This window comes from Massilia sp. P1_C10 (assembly GCF_056406475.1).
In genome coordinates this window covers 854,412-875,740 of sequence record NZ_JBFUAC010000001.1, presented here as the reverse complement: position 1 = coordinate 875,740, position 21,329 = coordinate 854,412, and the positions used below count along the sequence as shown (strand labels likewise).

Genomic DNA, 21,329 nt, shown 5'->3' with positions numbered 1-21,329 from the left:
CGGTTGAGGGGTCGGTTGAGGGGTCGGTTGAGGGGTCGGTTGAGGGGTCGGTTGAGGGGTCGGTTGAGGGGTCGGTTGAGAGGTCGGTTGAGGGGTCGGTTGAGGGGTCGGTTGAGGGGTCGGTTGAGGGGGCAGCTGAGGAGTTGGCTAAGACGTAGGTTGAGTAAGCGTCTGTTCAGCACCGTATTGATCAGCAGATCAGTTGCTCACCTTGCGCTCGTACGTGCCCCCCTCCGGAGCCAAGTGCTGCTAAGGCAAAGGTTGAGGTGCTGGCTGAGGGGCGGTTGAGGGGTCGCTTGAGGGTCGGTGAGGGGCCGGTTGAGGCGTCGGTGAGGCGTTGGTTTAGGGGTCAGTTGAAGGGCCAGCTGAGGGGCTGCTGAGAAGTCGGCCCAGCCGTAGATTGAGGAGGCCGTTGAGGAGGCCGTTGAGGAAGCGGTTGAGGGGTCGGTTAAAGCGTCGGTTGAGGCGTCGACTGAGCGCGGTTGAGTGGACTGTTGTCGATGGGGTGCTGCCAGCTGCTCGAACAGTCCTCCCCTGCTGTCTAGTCCTTGCACCGAGCGTATATTTGACACTACCAGGCAAGTCGCCCCAAAAGATATTGTTAGTCAGAACAGTGTGGCAGAGCCTGCGGTAACTTCGTGTGAGATGCGCTCTCGGTAAATCTTAACCCCGATTACCGACGAGCGACGACTGGCGCATGCCGACATAATAAAAGTCTCCCAAATTTTTGGCGTGAGAAGGAAGATGCTTCCACTTGCGGCCGTCGTTAAGCACGCTGGAGACGCTACGCAACAGGCACAGGCCGTAAGGCGTCCACCGACGATCAGATAAGGCCGCAGCCTCGGCCACGACCGACAAAAATGCGGCCGCTGAAAGGATCGGTGCGCCCGTTTCGCCACTTGACCGATTCGCCTATCTCAGCACACGAGGCGCGAAGCCCGGCAGCCAAGGAGCGCCATCATCACACTAAAGCTCTGTCGCACTGGACACAAGAATCTCGCGGCGAAGAAAGACTCGTCGCCAAATACATTAATACGCCTTGGTATGCATCAGACCAGCAGTTATGGGTCAATAAGTTACCTCAGCCAATTGCTTAAAGATCCGAACAAATTATTAGTCTGAGGTACGGCTTTGGACGACTACCTTGGGAAAGGCCTGGGTGCGGGGAAAGCATAGGCTCACAGTTCTTTACTGCATAGTATAGAGCCAAGTAATAGTCGTGGAGACCCAACTGAGGCTTCTCCAACTTCAGTTCATACCATTTTCTTACTCCTATCTTGGCCAGCATCTGCCGCATCCGCAAATCACGCAACGGCGTGTCTCGCGCTGAGAGAAAATCCAATACAAAAATTGCATCCAAGTCCTTATCGAGCGCTGCTTTGTCGCGAAGCACCCTTCCGTATGTGCACTTTAAAGCCATTTCATTCACCTTCTTTTTCGTTATCAAGAAGCAGATTATGCGTAATAATTCCGCAGGCCAACTAGTTGCAGATCAATGTTTGCCTACATATTCAAAAAAAACATTAAGTTTTCTACGAACTTACCTAATTACGTCGAATTTAGGCGCAAAAGAATTAGTCCCTTAGGTCTAAAAGACAGACAGTGTGACGGCGTGAATGCCACACCTTCCTCGCCCAGTAGCTTCCATAGAGGAATTGCAAGGGCACGCAGTCGACTCGACAACACCATCGATCACAACCTTGAAAGATAAACCGCTGAGAGGCGTCCGTCGCCAGCGAACCATCGACAGAGACGCGGCTAACCGATATACACCAAGCGGCCCGAAATACTTGAGCGCCCAAGGTCAGAACGATCCAAATAACAAAAAAACTACAGTTGCTTCCAAACGAAAACCCAACGATTGTCGATACATTGCCTTTTGATTGTCGATAGATCGTCGTTTGGTTGCCTAACATAGGTAGAAAAAAAATAAAAGCTAACTCAAACACTGACATTGATGTAGATCAAAGCAAGAGATGTTTTTTATTATTACCATTCGAACAATTGAAAACGAGAAATGCCTGAACCATTCATCTTCTTCATAAACAGTGTTATGCGGATGATAAAAGACAAAAAAATACTTTCGTGATCGGTCGTAAGTAATATGGCAATAAAAAGTATATTGCTCTTATGTAAAAAAATTTTCGAAGGATGAATATGAATATCGATATTGATCAACCACTTTTTTCCGAGACACTCTGTATAAATGAGGTATCCGAAATTACGGGTTTTCAACGTAAGAGTGACCAGGCGGATTGGCTCAGCCGAAACGGCTGGATTTTTCATGTAAACAACGCCGGGCATCCGATCATCGGTCGAATGTACGCAAGACTACGCCTAGCAGGTATTACGTCCCATAATCTTGTAACCCATAGTCTATGGAATCCTGATTTCTCAAAATTACGATAGGAAATATCATGCGGACAAAAAAAAGTGGCAGAGACCTGCCACCTCGCATGCTTCGACGTAAAAAACAGATGAAGAGCGGGAAAGTTTGGATTGGGTACTATTATAATGGTCGCGACGAAAATGGAAAAAGAAGGGAAGTCCCGCTTGGCAATGATCTAAATGAAGCCAAGCGAAAATGGGCTGCGCTAGAGTCAACTGCTGCGCCAGTTGAAACTGGCCTCATGAAGTATATCTTTGACAGATATATAGTTGAAATACTTCCAAAAAAAGCGATTAGCACGCAGAAAGACTATTCTGATTCGATTAAAAATCTTAGAATCGCATTTAACGACGCGCCAATTTCTCATATAGAATCCAGCCACATCGCGCGCTATCGGGATGCACGAAAAGCACCGGTCAGAGCGAATCGCGAGATTTCCTTGCTTTCCAGCATTATAAACCGGGCGAAGGAATGGGGATATCTGAATAGACCTAATCCATGTACCGGCGTATCAAAAAACAAGGAGAAGCCGCGCACCTTCTACGCAGACAGGTATGTTTGGGACGCCGTATATCAATGTGCATGTTTAGAGTTACGAGATGCCATGGACCTCGCCTTACTCAGCGCGCAGCGGCCTGGCGATGTTCGAAAAATGAAAACAAGCGATATCATCGATGGTACGGTGGAGGTCAGGCAAGGCAAGAGCAATGGCGAAAAATATCTAAGAATTCTACTGGACAGCGCCTCAGGAAAAAAATATGACTTTGGCAATCTAATCGATCGCTTGCGTTTGCAAAGCACGCAAAAAAATAGCTTCACTCTATTATCCACACCAAAAGGCGCACCTTTGAGTGATAGCATGCTACGCCGACGTTTTAATCGTGCGCGTTCGGAAGCAGCCGCCCAAGCTAATATGATCGGAAACCTAAACCTCGCTGAAAAGATCAAAGAGTTTCAATTCCGCGATATTCGCGCAAAATCCGCAAGTGAGATAAAAGATATTTTGGAGGCTAGTCGGTTAATGGGACATAGTTTAGAAGACATAACTAAGCGCGTGTATCGTCGGGTAGGTGAGATTGTCAAGCCTACACGATGACTGTAATATTGCGTGCTAATTAGCATCTCGGCCGTAACTGTCCACCAACTTTCGAAACCAACTTCGCCGACAAAGTTTCGCGGGAACGCTTATCGATTCCGAACCTGAATATTAGTCAAACGACGAAAAACAATTCAATAGAGCGTGTTGTAGATTGGAGGAGAGTGTGCCAAGGATCGCCAAAGAATTATCACCGTTGGAAATCAATAATTTTAGAAACCCTGGCTATCACGCCGTCGGAAAAGTCGCTGGACTATTGCTCCAAGTCACCAAGACCGGAATGAGATCTTGGATCTTACGTGTAAGAGTGGGAGGTAAGCGATGTGAAATCGGGCTAGGGGCATATCCTGGTGTCGATCTAACACTCGCGCACCGAAAAGCACAACAGAAGCGCGATCAAATAGCAGCGGGCAGTATCCAACTGACAAAGCAAACGGCTCCACGGAAACTTCTGCGTTGTGACACCTGCATACACACTGGAGAAAATCGAGCGAATAAGGTCGCCGTAGCGCCGCTGCTAGAAAAACGCGGGGATCATGAAGTTACGAAAGCGAGCTTTAGATCATGCGCAAATAATTACATCGCAGATAACGAGTCCGGGTGGAATAATTCCAAACATACGCAGCAATGGCGCAGCACGTTGACGACGTACGCGTTTGGCATGATTGGAGATATATCAGTCGACGAAATTACAACAGAACAAATCTTACAAGTGCTTATTCCGATGTGGGAGACAAAGACGGAAACTATGAAACGGGTGCGGGGCCGCATTGAGTCAGTGCTGGATTGGGCCGCAGCGAAAGGTTTGCGTGCGCACGAAAATCCAGCTCGCTGGCGAAAAAATCTTGACCAATACCTATCTTCTCCAAAAAAAATCCAGGCGCTCAGGGAGCAAGCCACACTTCCCGTCGATCAGATACCGCAGTTCATGAATACACTTCAAACTGCGAAAGGCGTTGGAGCAAAGTGTTTAGAGTTCTCGATCTTAACTGCCTGCAAAACTGGACAGGCTCGACAGGCGACATGGTCAGAAATCGATTTTTCTGAAAAATCGTGGAACATACCGATCGATCATAACAGACAGAGTAAACGTCCCTTCCGCATCCCGCTTAGTGATCAGGCAATTCTATTATTGAATTCGCTTCCAAAAGGTCAAGGCCAAGACCTAATTTTTCCTGTGAAAGGGACGACAATGTCTAATATGACGATTCTTTCGGCAATACGACGCTTAAGAATTGACGCGGTACCAGATGGGTTTAGAAATACTTTTTCACTTTGGTGCACGTCGACGAAGGGAACTTCACTGGACGTTTGCGAAATGGCGCTAGGCCACGCACTGGGTAAAAAAACTGAGGGCGCATATCGAAGTGCGAGTATGTACGCCGATCGAAGCCGGCTGATGCAGGAATGGGCAAACTTCCTTTATCCACATTCAGCGACGTGATCGCTTAATGTCAACTTTCGCCCACCGATAATCGCTCATCCGATGATTTGCATAGACTTGACGGCGCATTATCGGGCCTTTCGATTTGCAGCGGGCAGCCAGCGGCTGCACCAATTGGCAAAATTGATTCGCTCATTTCCAGTACAAGGATTGCTAATAAAATCACACCCATCGGTCTACTCGGTGCTCACCCGAGTTATGACGTATAATTTGCACCTGTTCACCCGTTATTTCAGTGGGAAGGCTATAAAATGGCTACAAGGCACAACAACTTCGAGCACATTGTAAGCGATCAGTGGAATCGAGAACGGGCGATAAAAGATGGGGCGCATCTGCTAAAGGCTACGAACTTTCAAGTCCATTTTGACGACAACGCGCCCTCGAGCTGGATATGCATACGCGACCCTTCGCATCCTGTGGCGTGGAGTCCTGGTATCGATGCCCCCGCTGAGTATCACTATGATCAGCCGGGGCGAGCTAATATGAGCCACGATGAGCTAGCTAAAGCTGCGGCTTGGATCCTATTCGCTGTCACGGCTTCCGAGGCGGACGCACTGCTGTGTCTATTTAAGCCTAGTGAGCCGGCGCTCTATCTTGAAATGCAGAAGTTGTATCAACACAATGTAAATGAAGATCCTGTCGATTTACCGACAATGCTAGAGTCTTGAAGGGGCCCCAGTGTGAACATCGAGATCATATGGCAGCTCAAAGCTCTCTTGTTGGGACACCTGGGCAGCGAATTTGTCGTAAATATCCATAGCTGAGTCGACCCAGGGCGTCATTAAGTCATCTATCAGGTCTTGCTCAAGGTCGTCTAGAGGCGGCAATGAGTTGATGATTGTGGCCCACTGAGCTTCTCCGAAAATGGGCCCCAAGGTGCGGCCAGCGTACTCTGCATATGACACCCGGACTGCCACAAGACTCTTAAAAACTCGCTCCCGAGTGCGTAAGATGTGCCGCTTAGCTAGCTCATCAAGTTCCCACCAGATCGCATATCGGTAGCCTGCGGGGTCGGTGAGGGTGTCGATAGGCTCCCATTCGTGCAGAAAAATGGGGGGAACTGGGTGGCTCATAGGTCTGGGTCGGTGGATTGCTTCGGTAACCTGCTGAGTAGCTTCATGCTTAAGCTTATCAGAAATATGCATAGATAAGTCTACTCAAGGAGCCTTACTTCGTCTATATGTCGCCTCTCTGTTAGCGTCGCGCCACCACCGTCTTGAGCAGCGTGCCGATTTAATTGATGATGGCATCACGTCGCACGGAAGCGACGTGTTGTTCAAGCAGGCTTGATCTACTTCGGGCAATTCTAGGGCAGTGACTTGTCAATGCGGTTGACAGGGCGGTCGGAGATCAGCGTCCGCACGTAGCACAACAAGGCTTCGGTGTGGGCCATCACGTCGCACGGAAGCGACGTGTTGTTCAAGCAGGCTTGATCTACTTCGGGCAATTCTAGGGCAGTGACTTGTCAATGCGGTTGACAGGGCGGTCGGAGATCAGCGTCCGCACGTAGCACAACAAGGCTTCGGTGTGGGCCCCGTTCAGCTTGGCCGTTCCGATCAGCGAGTAAATGTCGCACTCGCCACCGCTTTCGGCGCCAGCGAAGAGGGTATCGCCCCTTCCGTCCTCATACAGGGCGTTGACAGCGACTTCTCGGAGGCGCTGCTGAAGGAGGAAGTTGCCGAGCGCAATGAGAGGAGGCTGCTCTTCCATGATCGAGATGCTGGTTGCCGCTCATCCGGTCAGGTGCGGTCCCCAAAAAAGCTGAAAGCGAATTTCCAAGGATGAGCCAGAGCGCGCGGAGGAGAAAGGGTACAATAGTGCGGAGGAAGTTCACAACGAGCGCGGGAAGCAAAAAGCGAACCGCCGCGAATGAAAGCAAAGTTGCGTTTGCTGAAGAGTTCAATGGTTTCGCGCGTTACGATATCCCGCATTAAGAGCGACTGCCAACGATTCAACATGATCGCCCCGGCGCGCAATTAGGGACCTTCACGCCCGCCAACGAACTCAAGGGCGGCCTGTTGACGTGATACCTGCGGCCTCCCAATTTCGAGAGTGTATCGTCCAGCAACCGATCCGTTAAGGCGGGTCAGCGCTATATCGTTTTTCCCCGGCTTATCCCTGTCATCGAAAGTTAGAAGTTTGATCGATTGCTTCGCCGACGTGTTAGCAACAATGGCAGACGCAATATGGATCGCATCTGGAGTCATCAGGCGCAAATCTTTACCCGAATCAGTCTGAATGGGATTCCGAAGGTAATAGTCGCGAATCTCGGACGCAAGTTCGCACACCCGATGGTTCGCGTCAACGAACTGAAAATTCGCACGCGCAAAAATCTTACTCACTCGATTCCATTGCTCCGGCGTCTGCTTACTTTGAAGTACCTCGGCTAGCGTAATGGACGAAGTCACCAGCGCGAGAACCCCCATATCGAACCGCAGAGCCTGCTCTTCCAGGTACTGCAACTCCCCGGGCCGATGCTCCTCCCGCTTTAACAAAGCGAGAAAGACACAGGTGTCCCAGTATTCGATATCAATGCCACTCATTGCGATTGTCTTTAATAAAGTCAACAGATGACTGATCACCAGTCGCGTCAGGAACGGAGCCGATCAAACTTGCAAGCTTCGCACTCGCCTCCCCTGTTACTTCGATGTTATCAACTTGGATCTGATACGGGAAAAACTGTCCTTCATGGTAGAAGAGGCGGCCATGCACGACAACAGTATGCTCTACTGCTGCGGCCGCGTCCCGTCGCAACTCATCATCAAACAAGCACTTCACCCTTCCGCCCAGAAGAGGGTAGACGTAAAAGTACTTCCTGTCGCCGTGACCGTTGTAACGCTCGACACTCCCTTTGACCGAACCAATAGAGTAAATTGTCCTCCCCAACGCAGCGACCACGCTCTCGCGCGTTATGGAATCGAATCCTGCCAACGTATTGGTACCATCCGATAGCCACATCCTGCTGAAATTATCCCCGTAACCGTTGCACAGTTCCAATATCTTCTCAAGGAGGTAAACGCTGGTGTTACCTAAGCCCCGACCTCTAGAAGAGAGATCGCCAACAGTGCGCGCAAAATACTGAAAAACCTCGTTCACACTTTTAGCGGGGACAACTGGGGCAGCCCTAAGAGTTACGGCCGCCGGGCTGTTGTGCGTCAAATCAGCGACCAACAGATCGATAGATTGGACGTCGGCACCATGAAGGATTCGGTCAGCTTCACGAAGGGCCGACTTCAGCAGCTTGAGCTTATCGATAAACACACCAAGTTTCAGGTCGCCACTATCCTCCGCTAGCCCCTCCATATGGAGCGTTAGCGTTGGCTGATTGCTGGCGCTAGTAGACTTCATATGTAATTCGAAATGATGAGAAAGTCGTATGAAATTGAAAACTAACAGTACCATGCGGCTGCGACCAACGCAAACATTTGCAGTCGAACTGCCGCCGACCTTTCAGAACGAGGCCGCCTGCCACATGCGATAATTCGCGTCCGATGGTGAGCACGATCTCAATGCGCGTAGATCTCTACTGAGGCTAACGATAGAAGAGCATCCACCAGCACTTTCCCCGAAGCGAGCTGAGCTTCATCTTCTGCCCATGCTCTGAAGAGGGAGAGTCGTACTCGTTTTGTATCGATGCCTTGCAGACGAAGTTGCTCCGAAAAACCGGAACAAAAGTCATGATGGTCTAAGTAGTCCGTTGCCATGATCGCCAGAACGGCCTCTATCGCCGTCACTCCAAGCTGTGCCGCGAAAAAATTCGCGTCATTCCTCACAACAGATCTCGCACTCGCGACCGGATCAAGTTCGCCAGATAAAAATAATAATCCTGGAGTCGCGCCGTATAGACCACGCTTATCTCCGTCGAGTACGACCTGCAGCCGGCAAACACGCGAATCAGTAGGAAACAGTCGCTGTAAGCGAACCAATTCGCTCGCACCGCCCAGCATCACCTGCACATCAACGATATCGCTAAATTCCATCGCCCATTTTGAAAGGAGACATAGAAGGGCCTCTTTTCCATCCACATCCTCACAAACCACAAGGATTCTTGGAATAGCGATTAATCCAAGGCGCCGCAAAGCCCGCCGCTTTAGCGGCGAGATTGTCAAAGATGCACCCATCGTACGATCAATCAAAATTACCTCGTTCGGATTAAGAGTCGTAACCGTTTCGGACGAATGCGAAGTAAAAATTATTTGTAGTGAACGTTCCGCTGCAATATATGCGAATAGATTTATAAGAGCGACACGACTGCGTGGGGACAGGTGCGAATCGATGAGCTATTTCAACAACGTGGCCCCGAGCGCGCAGACGTTGGCAACGTCGCATCAAATTCATTGCGCCAGGACGTAATGCGACAAAGCCGTCGCCTCTGCGTCGCTCAGTTGGGCGAATGCTGGCATCGGGACAGGTCCCCATTTGCCGGCGCCGCCTGACTGGATATTGTGCGCTACCAATGACTCCGCATCTGCCTTGCCCTTGTACTTGGCCACCACTTCCCTGAATGCCGGCCCGACGATTTTCTTGTCGATCGAGTGGCATCCCATGCAGGCATTGGCGGCAAGTAGCGCTTTCGTATCGATTGCTGCGGTGGCACCGCCCAACCGTGCGACGGCGGCTGGCTTTACCGCCGCTTTCGCAGTTGGCATTGCGTTACTGCGTTCCGCACCGTAGGTCTTGACCAAATAATCAACCATGTCCGGGATTTCCGCATCAGGAAATTGCGCGCCGAACGGCTTCTTCATCTTTTTCACCGTGGCTTCCCAGTAGCTGCGCGGCGACGTCGTCGGCTGAGACTGGACGTAGTGAACCGAGTGACACGTCATGCAGTTGCGCTGCGCCAGTGCGTATCCCGGCAACTCGCTGGGTTTGAAGACGGCAGTTTCAGGCGGAAGCTGAATGTCGACGCCGAAAGCTGGAGCAGCCGCCAACAGGCCGGCGGTGCACAGGGAACGAATCAGTGGATGTCTCAATTTTGTTCCCCTTAAACCGCGACGATGCGCGTTGATTCGACCACGTTGCGCATGTAGCCTGCGGGGTTCCACAGGGCGCTCGCAGGTTGGCCCTGACCGATCCGGTTGACCGCCCGTACGAGTAGTTCGTGGTTGCCTTTCTGTTTCGGCGTAAACGCCGCGCTCCACTCGCGGAACGAGTACCGGCCCAGGTCCTTGCCCAGTTGTGCAGCCTGCCAGTTCTTTCCGCCGTCAGATGAAAATGCGACTTCATTCACGCCATAGCCGCCGTCGAACGCGATGCCGCGCACCACGATCTGGCGCCCTGCCCTGACGTGCATGCCGTCGGTCAGGCTGGTCACGAAGGAACGAACGTTGAGTCGATTGATCGGAATGGTCTTGGTCGGCGCCTTGCCCGGTTCGGTACAGGCGCACTGGTTGTCGGGGATGCGATATGCCGCGCTCATCCAGAATCCATCGAACACCTTGTCGGTCACGGTGATGTCGGAGAGATGCTTGACCCAGTAGGTGCCGTAGTAGCCGGGTACGACCAGGCGCAGCGGATAGCCATTCAACATCGGCAGGTCGACGCCATTCATTTGCCAGGCCAGCATGACCTCGCCGTCGAGCGCATGATCGATATTGAGCGCCTTGATGAAATCGGGTCCGTCACCGACGGGCGGCGTGTCAAGCCCGTTGAACGAGACCTGCACCGAGCCGGCCTTCACGCCCGCCTTTTCCAGCACCTTGCGTAGCGGGATGCCGGTCCAGCGCGCATTGCCCATGGCGCCGTTCGATAGCTGGCCGCCGTTGGCGCGCGGCGACAGGTGCCCGCGGCTGTTTCCCGAGCACTGGTTGACGGCCAGCAGCTCCGTGGCGTCGGCCATCTGCTTGAGATCGGCCAGCGAGAGCTCCAGCGGCGTATTGACATTGCCGCCGACGCGAAGGCGGTACGATTGCACATCGATCGAGGTGGGAATGCCGCTCCAGTGATAGCGCACGAAAAACGCATCGTTCGGCGTAATCACCGACTCGTTGAACACACTGAACGGAGTCTCCAGCTGCGGTGGACGGGCGGTCAGCAGGATCAGCGGACGCTTTTGAGGATATGCGACCAGTTCGCGCTCGCCATTTTCAAACGGCAGCGTGACGTAGCCGGTTTCCTTCGCGAGCGCGCTCAAAACCGGACTGCCGAACACGCCGGCGGCGCCGAGCGTGCCGGCCTGCCTCATAAAGGAACGGCGCCGCAACGCCTCCGCCGTTAACACCAACGCGATCTTCGCCATACGGGTCTCCGTTATTGTTGTGAAATCCGGCAGTTCGATAGTGCCACAGCAAAGTCGTAAATTGTCTACTGCACGCTGCTCAAGACGGCTTTTTGTGGATCGGCGGCCACATCGCCCTCCATCACCAGGATCCGGCTCGCCGTCGCGGCGCTGGCGCTCAGGCTGTTGCTCACGGCGCGCATCGGCCCGATCGCGGTACCATTGGCCATGCCCATCGGATTGGTTTTGAAACTGGCCACAGGGGCGGTCTGGCCGGTGACGTACACGCTGTATGCGGTCTGCGGCTTGAGCTTGAACAGCGACACTTCCAGCGCGTCCACCACGCCCAGGTTACGGGCCACAACGAATCCCTTGGCCTCGCCGGCAGCGGGTTTGAGCGCAATGTTGATTGGCTCGCTGTTGGCGCGCGGGACCAGGTTGGTCATGCCGTCGCCGTGCGGCACGGCGTTCGACACGTACACCAGTGCCTGCGGTGCCTGGCCGACCGGTGCGCGCGCAATCACCTTGTTGGTGGCGCTGTCGATGACATCGACCGCGTCGCCGTTTTCCAGTCCCACATACACCCGGGTGCCGTCGTCGGAGGTCCAGATGCCGTGCGGCAACGCGCCGGTCGGGATCGTCGCAACCAGCGTCGGCATGGCGTCGGTGGTGTAGACCTTGACGACATTCTCGCCGCCGATCGTCACGTACGCACGGGTGCCGGCAGCGGTTTTCGCGAACGCCAGGTGATTGGTAATGAAACCCGTATCGAAAACGCCCTTCACTTCCAGGCTGGCCGTATCGATGCGCGTCACTTTGCCCGCATCCTTGTGCGTCATCCACATTTCCTTGAAGTCAGGGGTGAACTGCAGGAACGGTGAGAACGGACTAACGACCTTGATGTGCTTGATGACCTTGTGCGACTTCATGTCGATGACATCGACCACCGGATTGAAGCTGGACACGACGAACGCCAGTTTGCCGTTCGCCAGGAACTGCACCATGCCGGGGCCGGCGGTCGTCTCGATCCGCTTTTTCTCCTTGAAGGTGACCGGGTCGATCACCGAGATGTAATCCTCTCCGCGCACCACCGCCCAGACTTCGCGTCCGTCGGCGGTAAAAAACCCCTCATGCGGCGAGCGACCGATATAGGTGATGCCCTTGACCTTATTGGTGGCCGTATCGATGAAAGCCACCGAGTTGGAGCCGTTTGAAATGGCGATCAGCGTCTTGTGGTCGGGCGAAAAGCCCAGGCCGTGAACATTGATCTCGCCCTTGTAGAGCGGCGAAAGCACGTCCGGGCGATGGTTGCCCAGCTTGATCTGGCCGAGCAGCATATTGGTCGCCGGGTTGATCACCGAAACGGTATTGGTATTCTGGTCCGCGGTGTAGACGCGGTCTTGCGCGCCAGGTGCGGCAAACGCAGAGGCAGTGAGCAGACTGCCCACGGTCAGCGTGAAAACGAATTTACGGATGTGCATGATTTATTCTTTCTTGGTGATCGAAGTGGGAGCGGGTTTGGCCTGGGCCGCCTGGTACCGCTGAAGCCATGCCTGCATGACTTTGATTTCGTTTTGCTGCTCGGTGATGATGCCCTGCGCGACGTTGCGCAATTCCGGATCCTTGGTGTAGAGCAGCAGCGCCTTCGCCATGTCGACCGCGCCCTGGTGGTGCGGAATCATCATCGTGACAAAATCGTGTTCCGAAACGCCGTTCATTGGCGCGCGCTTCATGCCGTCGTCCATGACTGCCATCGCATCGTCCATCAGCGCGGCAAACGGCTTGGCAGTGCTGGCGACAAACACTGGCGCCTTGTCGGCCGCCATCGCGCCATGCTGGTGATGCATTTCCTGCCCGACAGCGCCGCTTGCGATGGTGCAGGCCATGACGAATGATGCGATGGTACGAACGCGCGCGGCGACGCTGATGCTATTCAAGATGGCTTCTCCAGTTGCTCGTACACGGCGGTGGCAACGCGTGCCAGTTCGCCTTTGTTGATGCCGGCCGACAAGGCGTAGCCGAATTTGCCGTCGATCCAATAAAACACGTTCACCGGGCCCTCCTGGGCGAAGCGAAATCCCGTGTCCTTGTTATGCGACTGATCGGTCGACACGTACACGGTCAGGCGCTGCCCGGCCGAATCGTGATACATGAACTGGGCTACCGCGCCTTGGGCGCCAGGAAGCAGGCGACCGCCGATCAGTTCGTAGCCGAGCTTGCCCAGCCGCGGCGGCCGAATTGTGCTGCCCAGGCGTTTCGACAGCCATGCCACCAGCTGTTCTTCCTGGTCGGCGCCAATTTCGACCGGACGCATCACTTCAGGACTGTAGACCACGTGGGCGACGGCGGCCTGGTGCGCCAGGCTGGAGGCGTACAGCGCCGGCCTGGCCGTGGCGGCATCGCTTTGAACCAGCTGGACGTCACCGGCGCCGGCGCCGTGCAACCACCACCCGGCGCTGCCGCTCGCCAGCGCGATCGCACAACCGGCCACCAGCCGCTGCCATTGCCATTCGCGCTTGTTCGGCGCTGTCAAACGGCTCGGCACCGGTTCGTCGAGTACAGGATTGAACAGCGCGCGCAGCTCGAGGTTCTGATCCGAATACGCGCGCAGTCGCTCCGCCTCATCCGGGCGTTGCGCCAGATAGGTCTCGATTTCCGCACGGCGCGCGATCGGCAGCTTGTCGTCGACATATGCGTGCAGATCAGCTTCAGTAATGGGCAGGCTGGTCATTTGATTACCTTCAATGCCGCCACGTAGGGCCGGCCTTCCATGTTCGCGCGGATTTTTTCGCGGGCGCGCGACAGGCGCGACATGACGGTCCCGATGGGGATGTTGAGTGTTTGCGCCACTTCGTCGTAGCTCAATTCTTCCAGCGCGACCAGCAGCAGGATCTCGCGCTGTTCGTCCGGCAATGTGCGCAAGGCCGTTTCCATGTCACGTAGTTCAAGTCCGATCGACGGGCTACCGTGGCTCATCAGCATCGACGCCTCCTCGTTCAGCGATTCAGTCGGCAGCGAGGGACGCCGTACCTGATCGATACGCAGGTTGTGCATGATGCTGAACAACCACGCCCGCATGTCGCTACCGCCCTTCCACCCCGCCAATCTGGACCATCCGCGTTCGATGGTGTCCTGCACGAGATCGTCAGCGCCGGCACGGTCGCCCACCAGCGCGCGCGCGTAGCGGCGCAGGCGGGGAATACAGGCCAGCAGTTGATCGCGGGGCTCCGGCATGGCGGTCATTTAAGCGCGTGTCGGGAGTATCAGGAGCCCGTGGCCGCTAGTTTCGGATCGATCTGCCAGGTTTCATTCATTAGCTTACCGTCGCGATATGTCAGCACGTAGCGTACTTTCACTTGCGCTTTTCCATCGAACTGCACTTTTGCAACGATCGTTGCGCCCTTCGGGTTCGCCGATTCTTCCAATGCGAGCACAGTCACGCGCGCCGGCCCGACTGCCTTTCCGAACTTTTCCCACGTGGCGCGGATGGCGCCATCACCTGCGTACACGCCGTCGAGTGGACCGCCGACCCAAGTCAGATGCGGATTTTCTCCATAACCACGCATGATGATCGACGTGTCGCCGCCGCCGATGGCTGTGAAGTGAATCTGTGCGGCATCGCTTACCGGGCTGGCGAACGCGCAGCCGATGGAGGCGAACGTGAGCATTGCGGCGAAAGTGACCTGTTTCATGAGAATGTCCTGGTTAGCTGCTGCGAATGGAAGAAGTGGCGTTGTTATTGAGGTGAACGGATCTGATGGCACTTTATTCCCTATTCTTTAAATAAAGTTTTCTGCAGTCGACAGTGGCCGCCCTTCCGGCGGTACCCGACTCCACATCGCAACTACCTCGAGGTGAAGCCGGGAACGCCTTTATCAACTGCTCCAGCTTTTGTAGCGCTTAGAAAAGGTGCCGCTCCGGAGAAACTGGGCCACTGATGCTGTGATGCGCCGAAGCGCGAAATTTCATTCAGAAATTTTCGCCGCGATTCCGCTCGCAGCGCCCCAATCAGCGGAAGAGCCGCGCACCCGGTAGATGGGAATTTCGGAGAGCCACGCGCGAAGTAAGCGCGAGGTCTTCGAAATCACGGGGGCGCCGAGCCGCGTGGCGGATGGGCGGTATGCAGGATCAGCGGTCGTTTTGGGTACGCGACCAGCGCGCGTTTACCATTTTCAAACGGCGGAGTGACGTGGTCTGCCTCTGCCGCCAGCGCGCTCAACACCGGGTTGCCGAAAGCGCTGGCGACACCGAGCGCGCCTGCCTGAGTCAGCGAGGAACGGCGCCGCAACGCCTCGGCCGTCAATATCAACGAGCTCTTCGCCATACTGGTCTGCGCTATTGTCGGGAAATCGATCAGTTCGATACTGCCACAGTAATTTCGTAATTTTGTTATTGCGCGCTGCTCAGGGGTATCATGGCAATCAGGCCAAGATATGTCGCTAAACCGCTGAAGCCGCATCTTTCGTTGCGCCTTTTATTGGTAATAGCGATATATTTTTTTACCAACGTCAGCCGGTTAATTCAAGGCTGCCCTTCGCGGCGGGACACTTCGCCGAGCAGATTAGAAATTTGATCCACAGGAACAGCTTCTCATGAAAAAAGGAACCATCTGCATCGCAATCGCGTTGGCGATGCCGTTCTCGGCCATCGCTGCAGCCACTCAGCAGCAAGCTGAGGTCGCCAAGCGCGGCAAGGACATCATGCCGTTTAGCCTGAAGGCCACGACCCATGTTTTTTCCAAGACTGCCGACGGTGGAGTCCAACGTGTCGTGGTCAAAAATGCCGCGGATACCGCACAAATCAGCTCAGTGAGAACGCATCTGCAATTGATCAGGCAGCAGTTTCTCAAAGGCGACTTCGAAGGTCCTTCGCACATTCACGGCGCCAACATGCCTGGCCTGAACGAGCTTCGTGCGGCAAAGCCCGGCCAGATCACCGTCAACTACCGAGACGTTGACGGTGGAGCGGAACTGGAATATCACACTTCGTCTAGCGCCATGGTCGCCGCCTTGCACAAATGGTTCGATGCCCAGGTCGCTGACCATGGCGCCGATGCCATGGTTGGCCATCACCAGCATAGTAGCGGGAAAGAGAAATGATGACAGCAGGTCCTCGCTCCGCAGGACAGCCGGTGTGATTGGCGGCAGTGTTGGCCTCGACCGGTATATCTTCAGCGCCGAGTGCCGGCTGGTGGAAGCGGCGTTGCTTCGACGGACGGTCCGATGATCGGCTGGGCGGGGTGGCGACAGCGCCTGGCAGAGCGGCTGCGCCCGCTCGCCTGGCAGCGCATGCTGGCGGTGGCAGCGATGATCGGCATGCTCGGTGGAATGAGCACCATCGGTTTTCGCGAGCTGATCCTGCTGACCGAACGCTGGGTCTACGGTAGCACCAGTGGCAGCCTGGTGCTCATCGCCCGTAGCCTGACCTGGTGGCAACGCATTCTCGTGCCCGCTACCGGCGGACTGGTGGCTGGCGTGCTGCTGGCATGGGCCAGGCGCCAGCCTGAACATGACAAGGGCGGCGACTACATGGAGGCGGTGGCGCTGGGCACCGGCGACTTGGGCGCGCGCGCATCCATCCTGCGCGCATTGTCCTCCGCCGCGACTGTGGCTAGTGGCGGCGCCATCGGCCGCGAAGGTCCGATGGTGCAACTGGCCGCGCTGTGCGGCTCGCTGATCGGCCGCTGGCAGCAGGTGCCGGTGCCCAGGCGCCGCCTGTACGTCGCCTGCGGCGCGGCTGCCGGCATTGCGACCGCCTACAACGCGCCGATCGCAGGGGCGATGTTCGTCGCTGAAATCGTCTTGCGCTCACTGGCGATCGAAAGCCTCGGCCCCCTGATCGTGGCGGCTGTCGCCGCCAACATCGTGGTGGGCGAATGGACCGATTACGCGCCCGTCTACCATATGCCGACGATTGTGCTGGGGCACGGCGCCCCCACGCTGGTACTGGCCACGCTCGGGCTGATCGCCGGGCTGCTGGCGCCCGCCTACCTGGCGCTGCTCGACGGCAGCCGCGCGCTGTTCGCACGCTGGCATGGATCGTTGTGGCAAAAGCTGGCGGCAGGCGGCGCCCTTGCTGGCACTATTTCGGTGTTCCATCCCGGCGTCTGGGGCAATGGCTACAGCGTCGTCAATGCCGTGTTGCAGGGCGACTGGATCTGGCAAGCGCTGGTGCTGATCCTGCTGCTCAAACTTCTCGCCGTCGCCGCCACCGTCGGTTCGGGCGCAGTCGGCGGCATCTTTACGCCGACGCTGTTTACCGGCGCTGTTGTCGGCGCACTGTTCGGCGCCGTCATGCAGGCATGCTGGCCCGGCTTGGTGCCGATACCGGCCGCCGTCGCCGTCGGCATGGGCGCCTTCCTTGCGGCCTGCACGCACGCGCCACTGATGTCGATCCTGATGCTGTTCGAAATGACGGAAAGCTATAGCATCGTGGTCCCGCTGATGGCTGCCTGCGTGCTGGGCTACTCGGTATCTCGCCTGCTGCGCGAGCGCTCCATCTACTCCTCGGCGCACGACCTTGTGCGACACGCGCCGGTGCTGGCGATGGCCTCGGACCTGCTGCGCGCGGACCCGCCTGTCATCGAGTTGGGGCAATCGCTGCAAGCACTGGACCAGGTGTTCCGGCGAAGGCGATGGCAGCATGTGTATGTGGTCGACGATGCCGCCGTTTTCCTGGGGGCGGTGTCCCTGCACGACTTCGCGCCCGCGTTCAGCGCGACATCCGACCCTGGCCAACCCTGGCCGACCCAATTGCTGCGCAGCGATTACCCCAGCGTGCGCGCCACCGCGCCGCTTTGGCAGGTCATGGAAACGTTCGCCGGCCATCCCGGCGAACGCATGCCCGTGCTCGACCAGGACGGCCGGCTGTCAGGCTATCTCACCAAGACTGACCTGATGTTGATGTTCAGACAGATAACAGGCTGACTCCGACGCAGCGAACGCCTTAAGTCTGGGCTAACGTTGTTCTTCTATGCTGGCTCGGTCTCGACCAAATCGGATGAATCGCATTCATTCGACATGAGTTCCCATCCGGCCGCAGTGACGGCAACAAGAGCATATCCATGGATCCCAAACAGGAAAACGTCGCACATCACATTCTTCCCACCTCCGCGACAATGATCGAGGTCTGCATGACCGTCATCTCGATCGTCAAGTTGCTCCACATGGGAGCGGCGGGAACGTGGATCGACCAGCTGCTGGCAATCGATAGCCTGACCTTCCTGGCTAGCGCGGCGTTCTCTTATTTTTCGATGCGCAATGGAACGTTCGCACGGTTCGAAAGATATGCTGACCTGTCGTTCATGATCGGATTGCTGGGTATGACGGTCTGTGCATTGCTGTTGGCGTTTGAATTGATCTGAGCCTGTTTTGCCGCATGGCCGCAGCCGGCGGTACCTGCGGCAAAGCGCGCTTGCCGCAGGTACCGCCTGCTGCCGATCTCACGAGTCGGCCAACTCCGGTCTTGCCATCCATTCTCGCCCCTTGAGCATGCCTTTCCAGTACAGCGGCGGCAGGATGCGCTCCTTGAGCAGCCAGGCAAGTCGCGACGGCCGGGTGCCGTCGATGAGCCATGCCGGAAAACTGGGGGTGACTTTGCCTCCGTAAGTGAACTCGGCGAGCACAATCTTGCCACGTTCGACGGTCAGCGGACAGGAGCCGTAACCATCGTATTGGGCGCTGCCCTTGGCCTTGCCCATCGCCGCGAGCACATTGTGTGCAACCACAGGGGCCTGCTTACGGGCAGCGGCGGCAGTCTTGGCGTTGCTGGTATTGGTGGCATCGCCAAGGCCGTGGATATTGCTCCACACCTTGTGGCGCAAGGTGGCAGGATCGACATCGACCCAACCGGCGGCGTCGGCTAACGGACTGACGCGAATGAAATCGGGCGCAACCTGGGGCGGCACCACGTGCAGCATGTCGAACTTGCGCGTGACCGTGTCTTTGCTGCCATCCGGATTGAGGCGCGAAAACGTCGCGATCCGGGCGGGTCCATCGACGCCCGTCAGGGTGTAGCCGAAATTGAGGTCGATGCTGTACGCATTGATGTACTCCATCAGCGCCGGCACGTAGGCAGCTACGCCAAACAGCACGGCGCCCGCACTGCAGAACTCGATTTGGATCCGGTCGAGCGCGCCGCCGCGCTTCCAGTGATCGGCCGACAGGTACATTGCCTTTTGCGGCGCACCGGCACATTTGATCGGCATTGGCGGCTGCGTGAAAATGGCGTGGCCGCTGCGCAGGTTCCGCACCAGCTCCCAAGTGTAGGGGGCCAAGTGGTACAGGTAATTCGAGGTCACGCCGTTGCGCCCGAGCGTCTCGGACAGTCCCTCGATCGCGTGCCAATCGAGCTTCAGGCCCGGGCACACCACCAACTGCTGGTACTTGACGACCCTGCAGCCATCGAGGATGACGGCGTTGCTGTCCGGTTCAAATGCGGCGACCGCGGCCTTGATCCAGTGGACGCCGCGGGGAATCGTCGATGCCATGGTACGGGCGGTCTCGGCGGCGTCGAATACGCCGCAGCCGACCAGCGTCCATCCGGGCTGGTAGTAGTGGACATCGGCAGGGTCGACGATGGCGATATCGAGTCCCGGATCGCGCGCCAGCAGGCTGGACGCTGTCGCGATGCCGGCCGCACCGCCGCCGATGATGACCACCGTATGCGTGACTTCGACCACGTCGACCGGCGTTCGGCCATGGTTGGCAATGCGCCGCACCACCCCCTTCATGTCGAAGCCGGCTTTCCTGGCAGCGTCGACGATCTGCGGCAACGGCTGTTGCCCCGCTTGCGACAGGGCCCACATCGTCGTCGAACGCATCCCGGTGCGGCAATACGCCAGCACCGGTTTGGGCAGCGTGGCGAGCAACTGGCCGAAAGTGCCCCCTTGCTCATCGGTGACCTTCCCGGATTCTGCCGGGAGGTAATGGGCATCAATGCCGGCCGCCCGGGCGGCGCTTTCGATCTCGGCAAACAAGGGCTGGTCGTTGCCTTCGCCATCGGGACGGTTGCAAATGATGGCGCGATATCCCGCCGCTTTCAGTTCAGCCAGTTGCCCGGGCAGGATTTGTTCCGATACCGACAATCCGGGCGCGAGGTGTTGAATTTTCATGACAGTCTCCGTAACATTTTTTTGGCGTCGCTCACAGCGCGTTGAGCGGAATTTTCAGGTAGCGGATGCCGTTCGCTTCCGGTTCCGGAAGATGTCCGGCGCGCATGTTGACCTGGACCGATGGCAGCAGCAGCGTCGGCATCTCCAGCGTCGCGTCGCGCCTGGTGCGCATGGCGACGAATTCCTCTTCACTGATGCCGTTGCGAACGTGCACATTCTGGGCACGCTCGTCGGCAACGGTACTGACGAATTGCACCTCGCGGCCACCGGGTTGGTAGTCGTGGCACATGTACAGCACCGTGTCTTCCGGCAAACTCAGCACCTTGTTAATCGAACGGAACAGCGTGCGCGCATCGCCGCCTGGGAAATCGCAACGCGCCGTGCCGTAGTCCGGCATGAACAGGGTGTCGCCGACGAACGCGGCTCGCTGATGGCTGTTGCTGACCGCGTAGGTCATGCAGGCTGGCGTATGGCCAGGCGTGTGGAGTGCGCAACATTGCAGTCTGCCAATGCTGAACTGCTCGTCGTTCGCGAACAGGTGATCGAATTGGCTGCCGTCGCGCGCCATGTCGCTGCCGGCATTGAACAGGGTGCCGAAGACCTGCTGGACGACCGTAATATTGGCGCCGATTCCGATTTTTCCGCCCACCTGCTCCTTCAGGTACGGCGCCGCCGTCAGGTGATCGGCATGGACGTGGGTCTCGAGGATCCACTCGACCTGCGCGCCAAGTTCGGCAACGCGGGCAATCAACTTGTCGGCAGTATGAGTCGAAGTGCGACCCGATTTTGGATCGTAATCCAGCACGCTGTCGACCAGAGCGCAACGGCGGCTGCCTGGGTCAAGCACCAAATAGCTGACAGTATTAGTGGCGGGATCGAAGAAGCCTTCGACGAGAAGTGGTGCGTTGCTCATGCGAGTCTCCTGTCGGCGCTGGCGAGATAACGCCTCTCTCCTCCTCTCAGCAAAGCCCGTGCCAACCCGCCGAATTGATGGTCGGACGGATATAAGCCATTGATTCGAATGGCTAATCGGCGGGTATTGCGTTCACTTGGCGCTCCCCGCGCGGCGCC

The 21,329-nt window shown here is 56.5% G+C and carries 20 protein-coding genes; 6 read left to right on the top strand and 14 right to left on the bottom strand.

From position 1 onward, the window contains the following. The first annotated feature begins 2,151 nt into the window (after positions 1-2,151). The 3 genes from AC1D02_RS04150 (at position 2,152) to AC1D02_RS04140 (ending at position 4,929) form a co-directional block, all read left to right on the top strand. Positions 2,152-2,409, top strand: a complete 258-nt coding sequence (locus AC1D02_RS04150) for a DUF4224 domain-containing protein (RefSeq protein WP_477313954.1) — start codon at positions 2,152-2,154, stop codon at positions 2,407-2,409. An 8-nt stretch (positions 2,410-2,417) separates the two neighbouring features. Next, entirely contained in the window at positions 2,418-3,485 is a 1,068-nt protein-coding gene (locus AC1D02_RS04145; RefSeq protein ID WP_477313952.1) for a tyrosine-type recombinase/integrase, read from the top strand. Positions 3,486-3,651: 166 nt separating this feature from the next. Then, positions 3,652-4,929 carry a tyrosine-type recombinase/integrase gene (locus tag AC1D02_RS04140; RefSeq protein WP_477313950.1) on the top strand — a complete coding sequence of 426 codons (1,278 nt, stop codon included), beginning with the start codon at positions 3,652-3,654 and terminating at the stop codon, positions 4,927-4,929. 1,449 nt (positions 4,930-6,378) lie between these two features. On the opposite strand, the gene AC1D02_RS04135 is transcribed toward AC1D02_RS04140, so the two are convergent. The 12 genes from AC1D02_RS04135 to AC1D02_RS04080 all read right to left on the bottom strand — a co-directional run bounded on the left by AC1D02_RS04135 (position 6,379) and on the right by AC1D02_RS04080 (position 15,470). Next, positions 6,379-6,639 (bottom strand): hypothetical protein, encoded by a 261-nt coding sequence (locus AC1D02_RS04135; RefSeq protein WP_477313948.1) that lies wholly within the window; start codon positions 6,637-6,639, stop codon positions 6,379-6,381. A gap of 266 nt (positions 6,640-6,905) precedes the next feature. Continuing rightward, positions 6,906-7,472 carry a type II toxin-antitoxin system VapC family toxin gene (locus tag AC1D02_RS04130; RefSeq protein WP_477313946.1) on the bottom strand — a complete coding sequence of 189 codons (567 nt, stop codon included), beginning with the start codon at positions 7,470-7,472 and terminating at the stop codon, positions 6,906-6,908. Then, positions 7,459-8,277 carry a hypothetical protein gene (locus tag AC1D02_RS04125; protein WP_477313944.1) on the bottom strand — a complete coding sequence of 273 codons (819 nt, stop codon included), beginning with the start codon at positions 8,275-8,277 and terminating at the stop codon, positions 7,459-7,461. Before AC1D02_RS04125 ends, AC1D02_RS04130 begins: the two co-directional genes overlap by 14 nt. Before the next feature lie 158 nt (positions 8,278-8,435). Beyond that, entirely contained in the window at positions 8,436-9,065 is a 630-nt protein-coding gene (locus AC1D02_RS04120; protein WP_477313942.1) for a hypothetical protein, read from the bottom strand. 198 nt (positions 9,066-9,263) lie between these two features. Continuing rightward, entirely contained in the window at positions 9,264-9,902 is a 639-nt protein-coding gene (gene sorB, locus AC1D02_RS04115) for a SorB family sulfite dehydrogenase c-type cytochrome subunit (RefSeq protein WP_477313940.1), read from the bottom strand. 11 nt (positions 9,903-9,913) lie between these two features. Further along, positions 9,914-11,113 carry a SorA family sulfite dehydrogenase catalytic subunit gene (sorA, locus tag AC1D02_RS04110; protein ID WP_477314019.1) on the bottom strand — a complete coding sequence of 400 codons (1,200 nt, stop codon included), beginning with the start codon at positions 11,111-11,113 and terminating at the stop codon, positions 9,914-9,916. A 119-nt stretch (positions 11,114-11,232) separates the two neighbouring features. After that, on the bottom strand, positions 11,233-12,627 hold the full coding sequence (locus tag AC1D02_RS04105; RefSeq protein ID WP_477313938.1) for a YncE family protein: 1,395 nt from the start codon (positions 12,625-12,627) through the stop codon (positions 11,233-11,235). Positions 12,628-12,630: 3 nt separating this feature from the next. Further along, positions 12,631-13,032: a DUF305 domain-containing protein gene (locus AC1D02_RS04100; RefSeq protein ID WP_477314017.1), complete on the bottom strand. Its 402-nt coding sequence runs from the start codon at positions 13,030-13,032 to the stop codon at positions 12,631-12,633. Positions 13,033-13,079: 47 nt separating this feature from the next. Then, complete coding sequence (locus AC1D02_RS04095) at positions 13,080-13,877, bottom strand: anti-sigma factor family protein (protein WP_477313936.1); 798 nt, start codon at positions 13,875-13,877, stop codon at positions 13,080-13,082. After that, positions 13,874-14,380 carry an RNA polymerase sigma factor gene (locus AC1D02_RS04090; protein ID WP_477314015.1) on the bottom strand — a complete coding sequence of 169 codons (507 nt, stop codon included), beginning with the start codon at positions 14,378-14,380 and terminating at the stop codon, positions 13,874-13,876. The genes AC1D02_RS04095 and AC1D02_RS04090 overlap by 4 nt, the downstream gene beginning before the upstream one ends. 29 nt (positions 14,381-14,409) lie before the next feature. Beyond that, positions 14,410-14,838: a nuclear transport factor 2-like protein gene (locus AC1D02_RS04085; protein WP_477313934.1), complete on the bottom strand. Its 429-nt coding sequence runs from the start codon at positions 14,836-14,838 to the stop codon at positions 14,410-14,412. A 392-nt stretch (positions 14,839-15,230) separates the two neighbouring features. Then, entirely contained in the window at positions 15,231-15,470 is a 240-nt protein-coding gene (locus AC1D02_RS04080) for a hypothetical protein (protein ID WP_477313932.1), read from the bottom strand. Positions 15,471-15,738: 268 nt separating this feature from the next. On the opposite strand from AC1D02_RS04080, the gene AC1D02_RS04075 reads away from it, so the two are divergent. The 3 genes from AC1D02_RS04075 to AC1D02_RS04065 all read left to right on the top strand — a co-directional run bounded on the left by AC1D02_RS04075 (position 15,739) and on the right by AC1D02_RS04065 (position 18,509). Beyond that, positions 15,739-16,245 (top strand): aspartate carbamoyltransferase, encoded by a 507-nt coding sequence (locus AC1D02_RS04075; protein ID WP_477313930.1) that lies wholly within the window; start codon positions 15,739-15,741, stop codon positions 16,243-16,245. A gap of 123 nt (positions 16,246-16,368) precedes the next feature. Next, positions 16,369-18,072, top strand: a complete 1,704-nt coding sequence (locus AC1D02_RS04070) for a ClcB-like voltage-gated chloride channel protein (RefSeq protein WP_477313928.1) — start codon at positions 16,369-16,371, stop codon at positions 18,070-18,072. A gap of 137 nt (positions 18,073-18,209) precedes the next feature. Next, on the top strand, positions 18,210-18,509 hold the full coding sequence (locus AC1D02_RS04065) for a hypothetical protein (protein ID WP_477313926.1): 300 nt from the start codon (positions 18,210-18,212) through the stop codon (positions 18,507-18,509). Positions 18,510-18,587: 78 nt separating this feature from the next. On the opposite strand, the gene AC1D02_RS04060 is transcribed toward AC1D02_RS04065, so the two are convergent. After that, positions 18,588-20,258, bottom strand: coding sequence for a bifunctional protein tyrosine phosphatase family protein/NAD(P)/FAD-dependent oxidoreductase (locus AC1D02_RS04060; protein WP_477313924.1), 1,671 nt, complete (start codon positions 20,256-20,258; stop codon positions 18,588-18,590). A gap of 31 nt (positions 20,259-20,289) precedes the next feature. Next, positions 20,290-21,171, bottom strand: a complete 882-nt coding sequence (locus tag AC1D02_RS04055; RefSeq protein ID WP_477313922.1) for an MBL fold metallo-hydrolase — start codon at positions 21,169-21,171, stop codon at positions 20,290-20,292. Positions 21,172-21,329 lie beyond the last annotated feature (158 nt).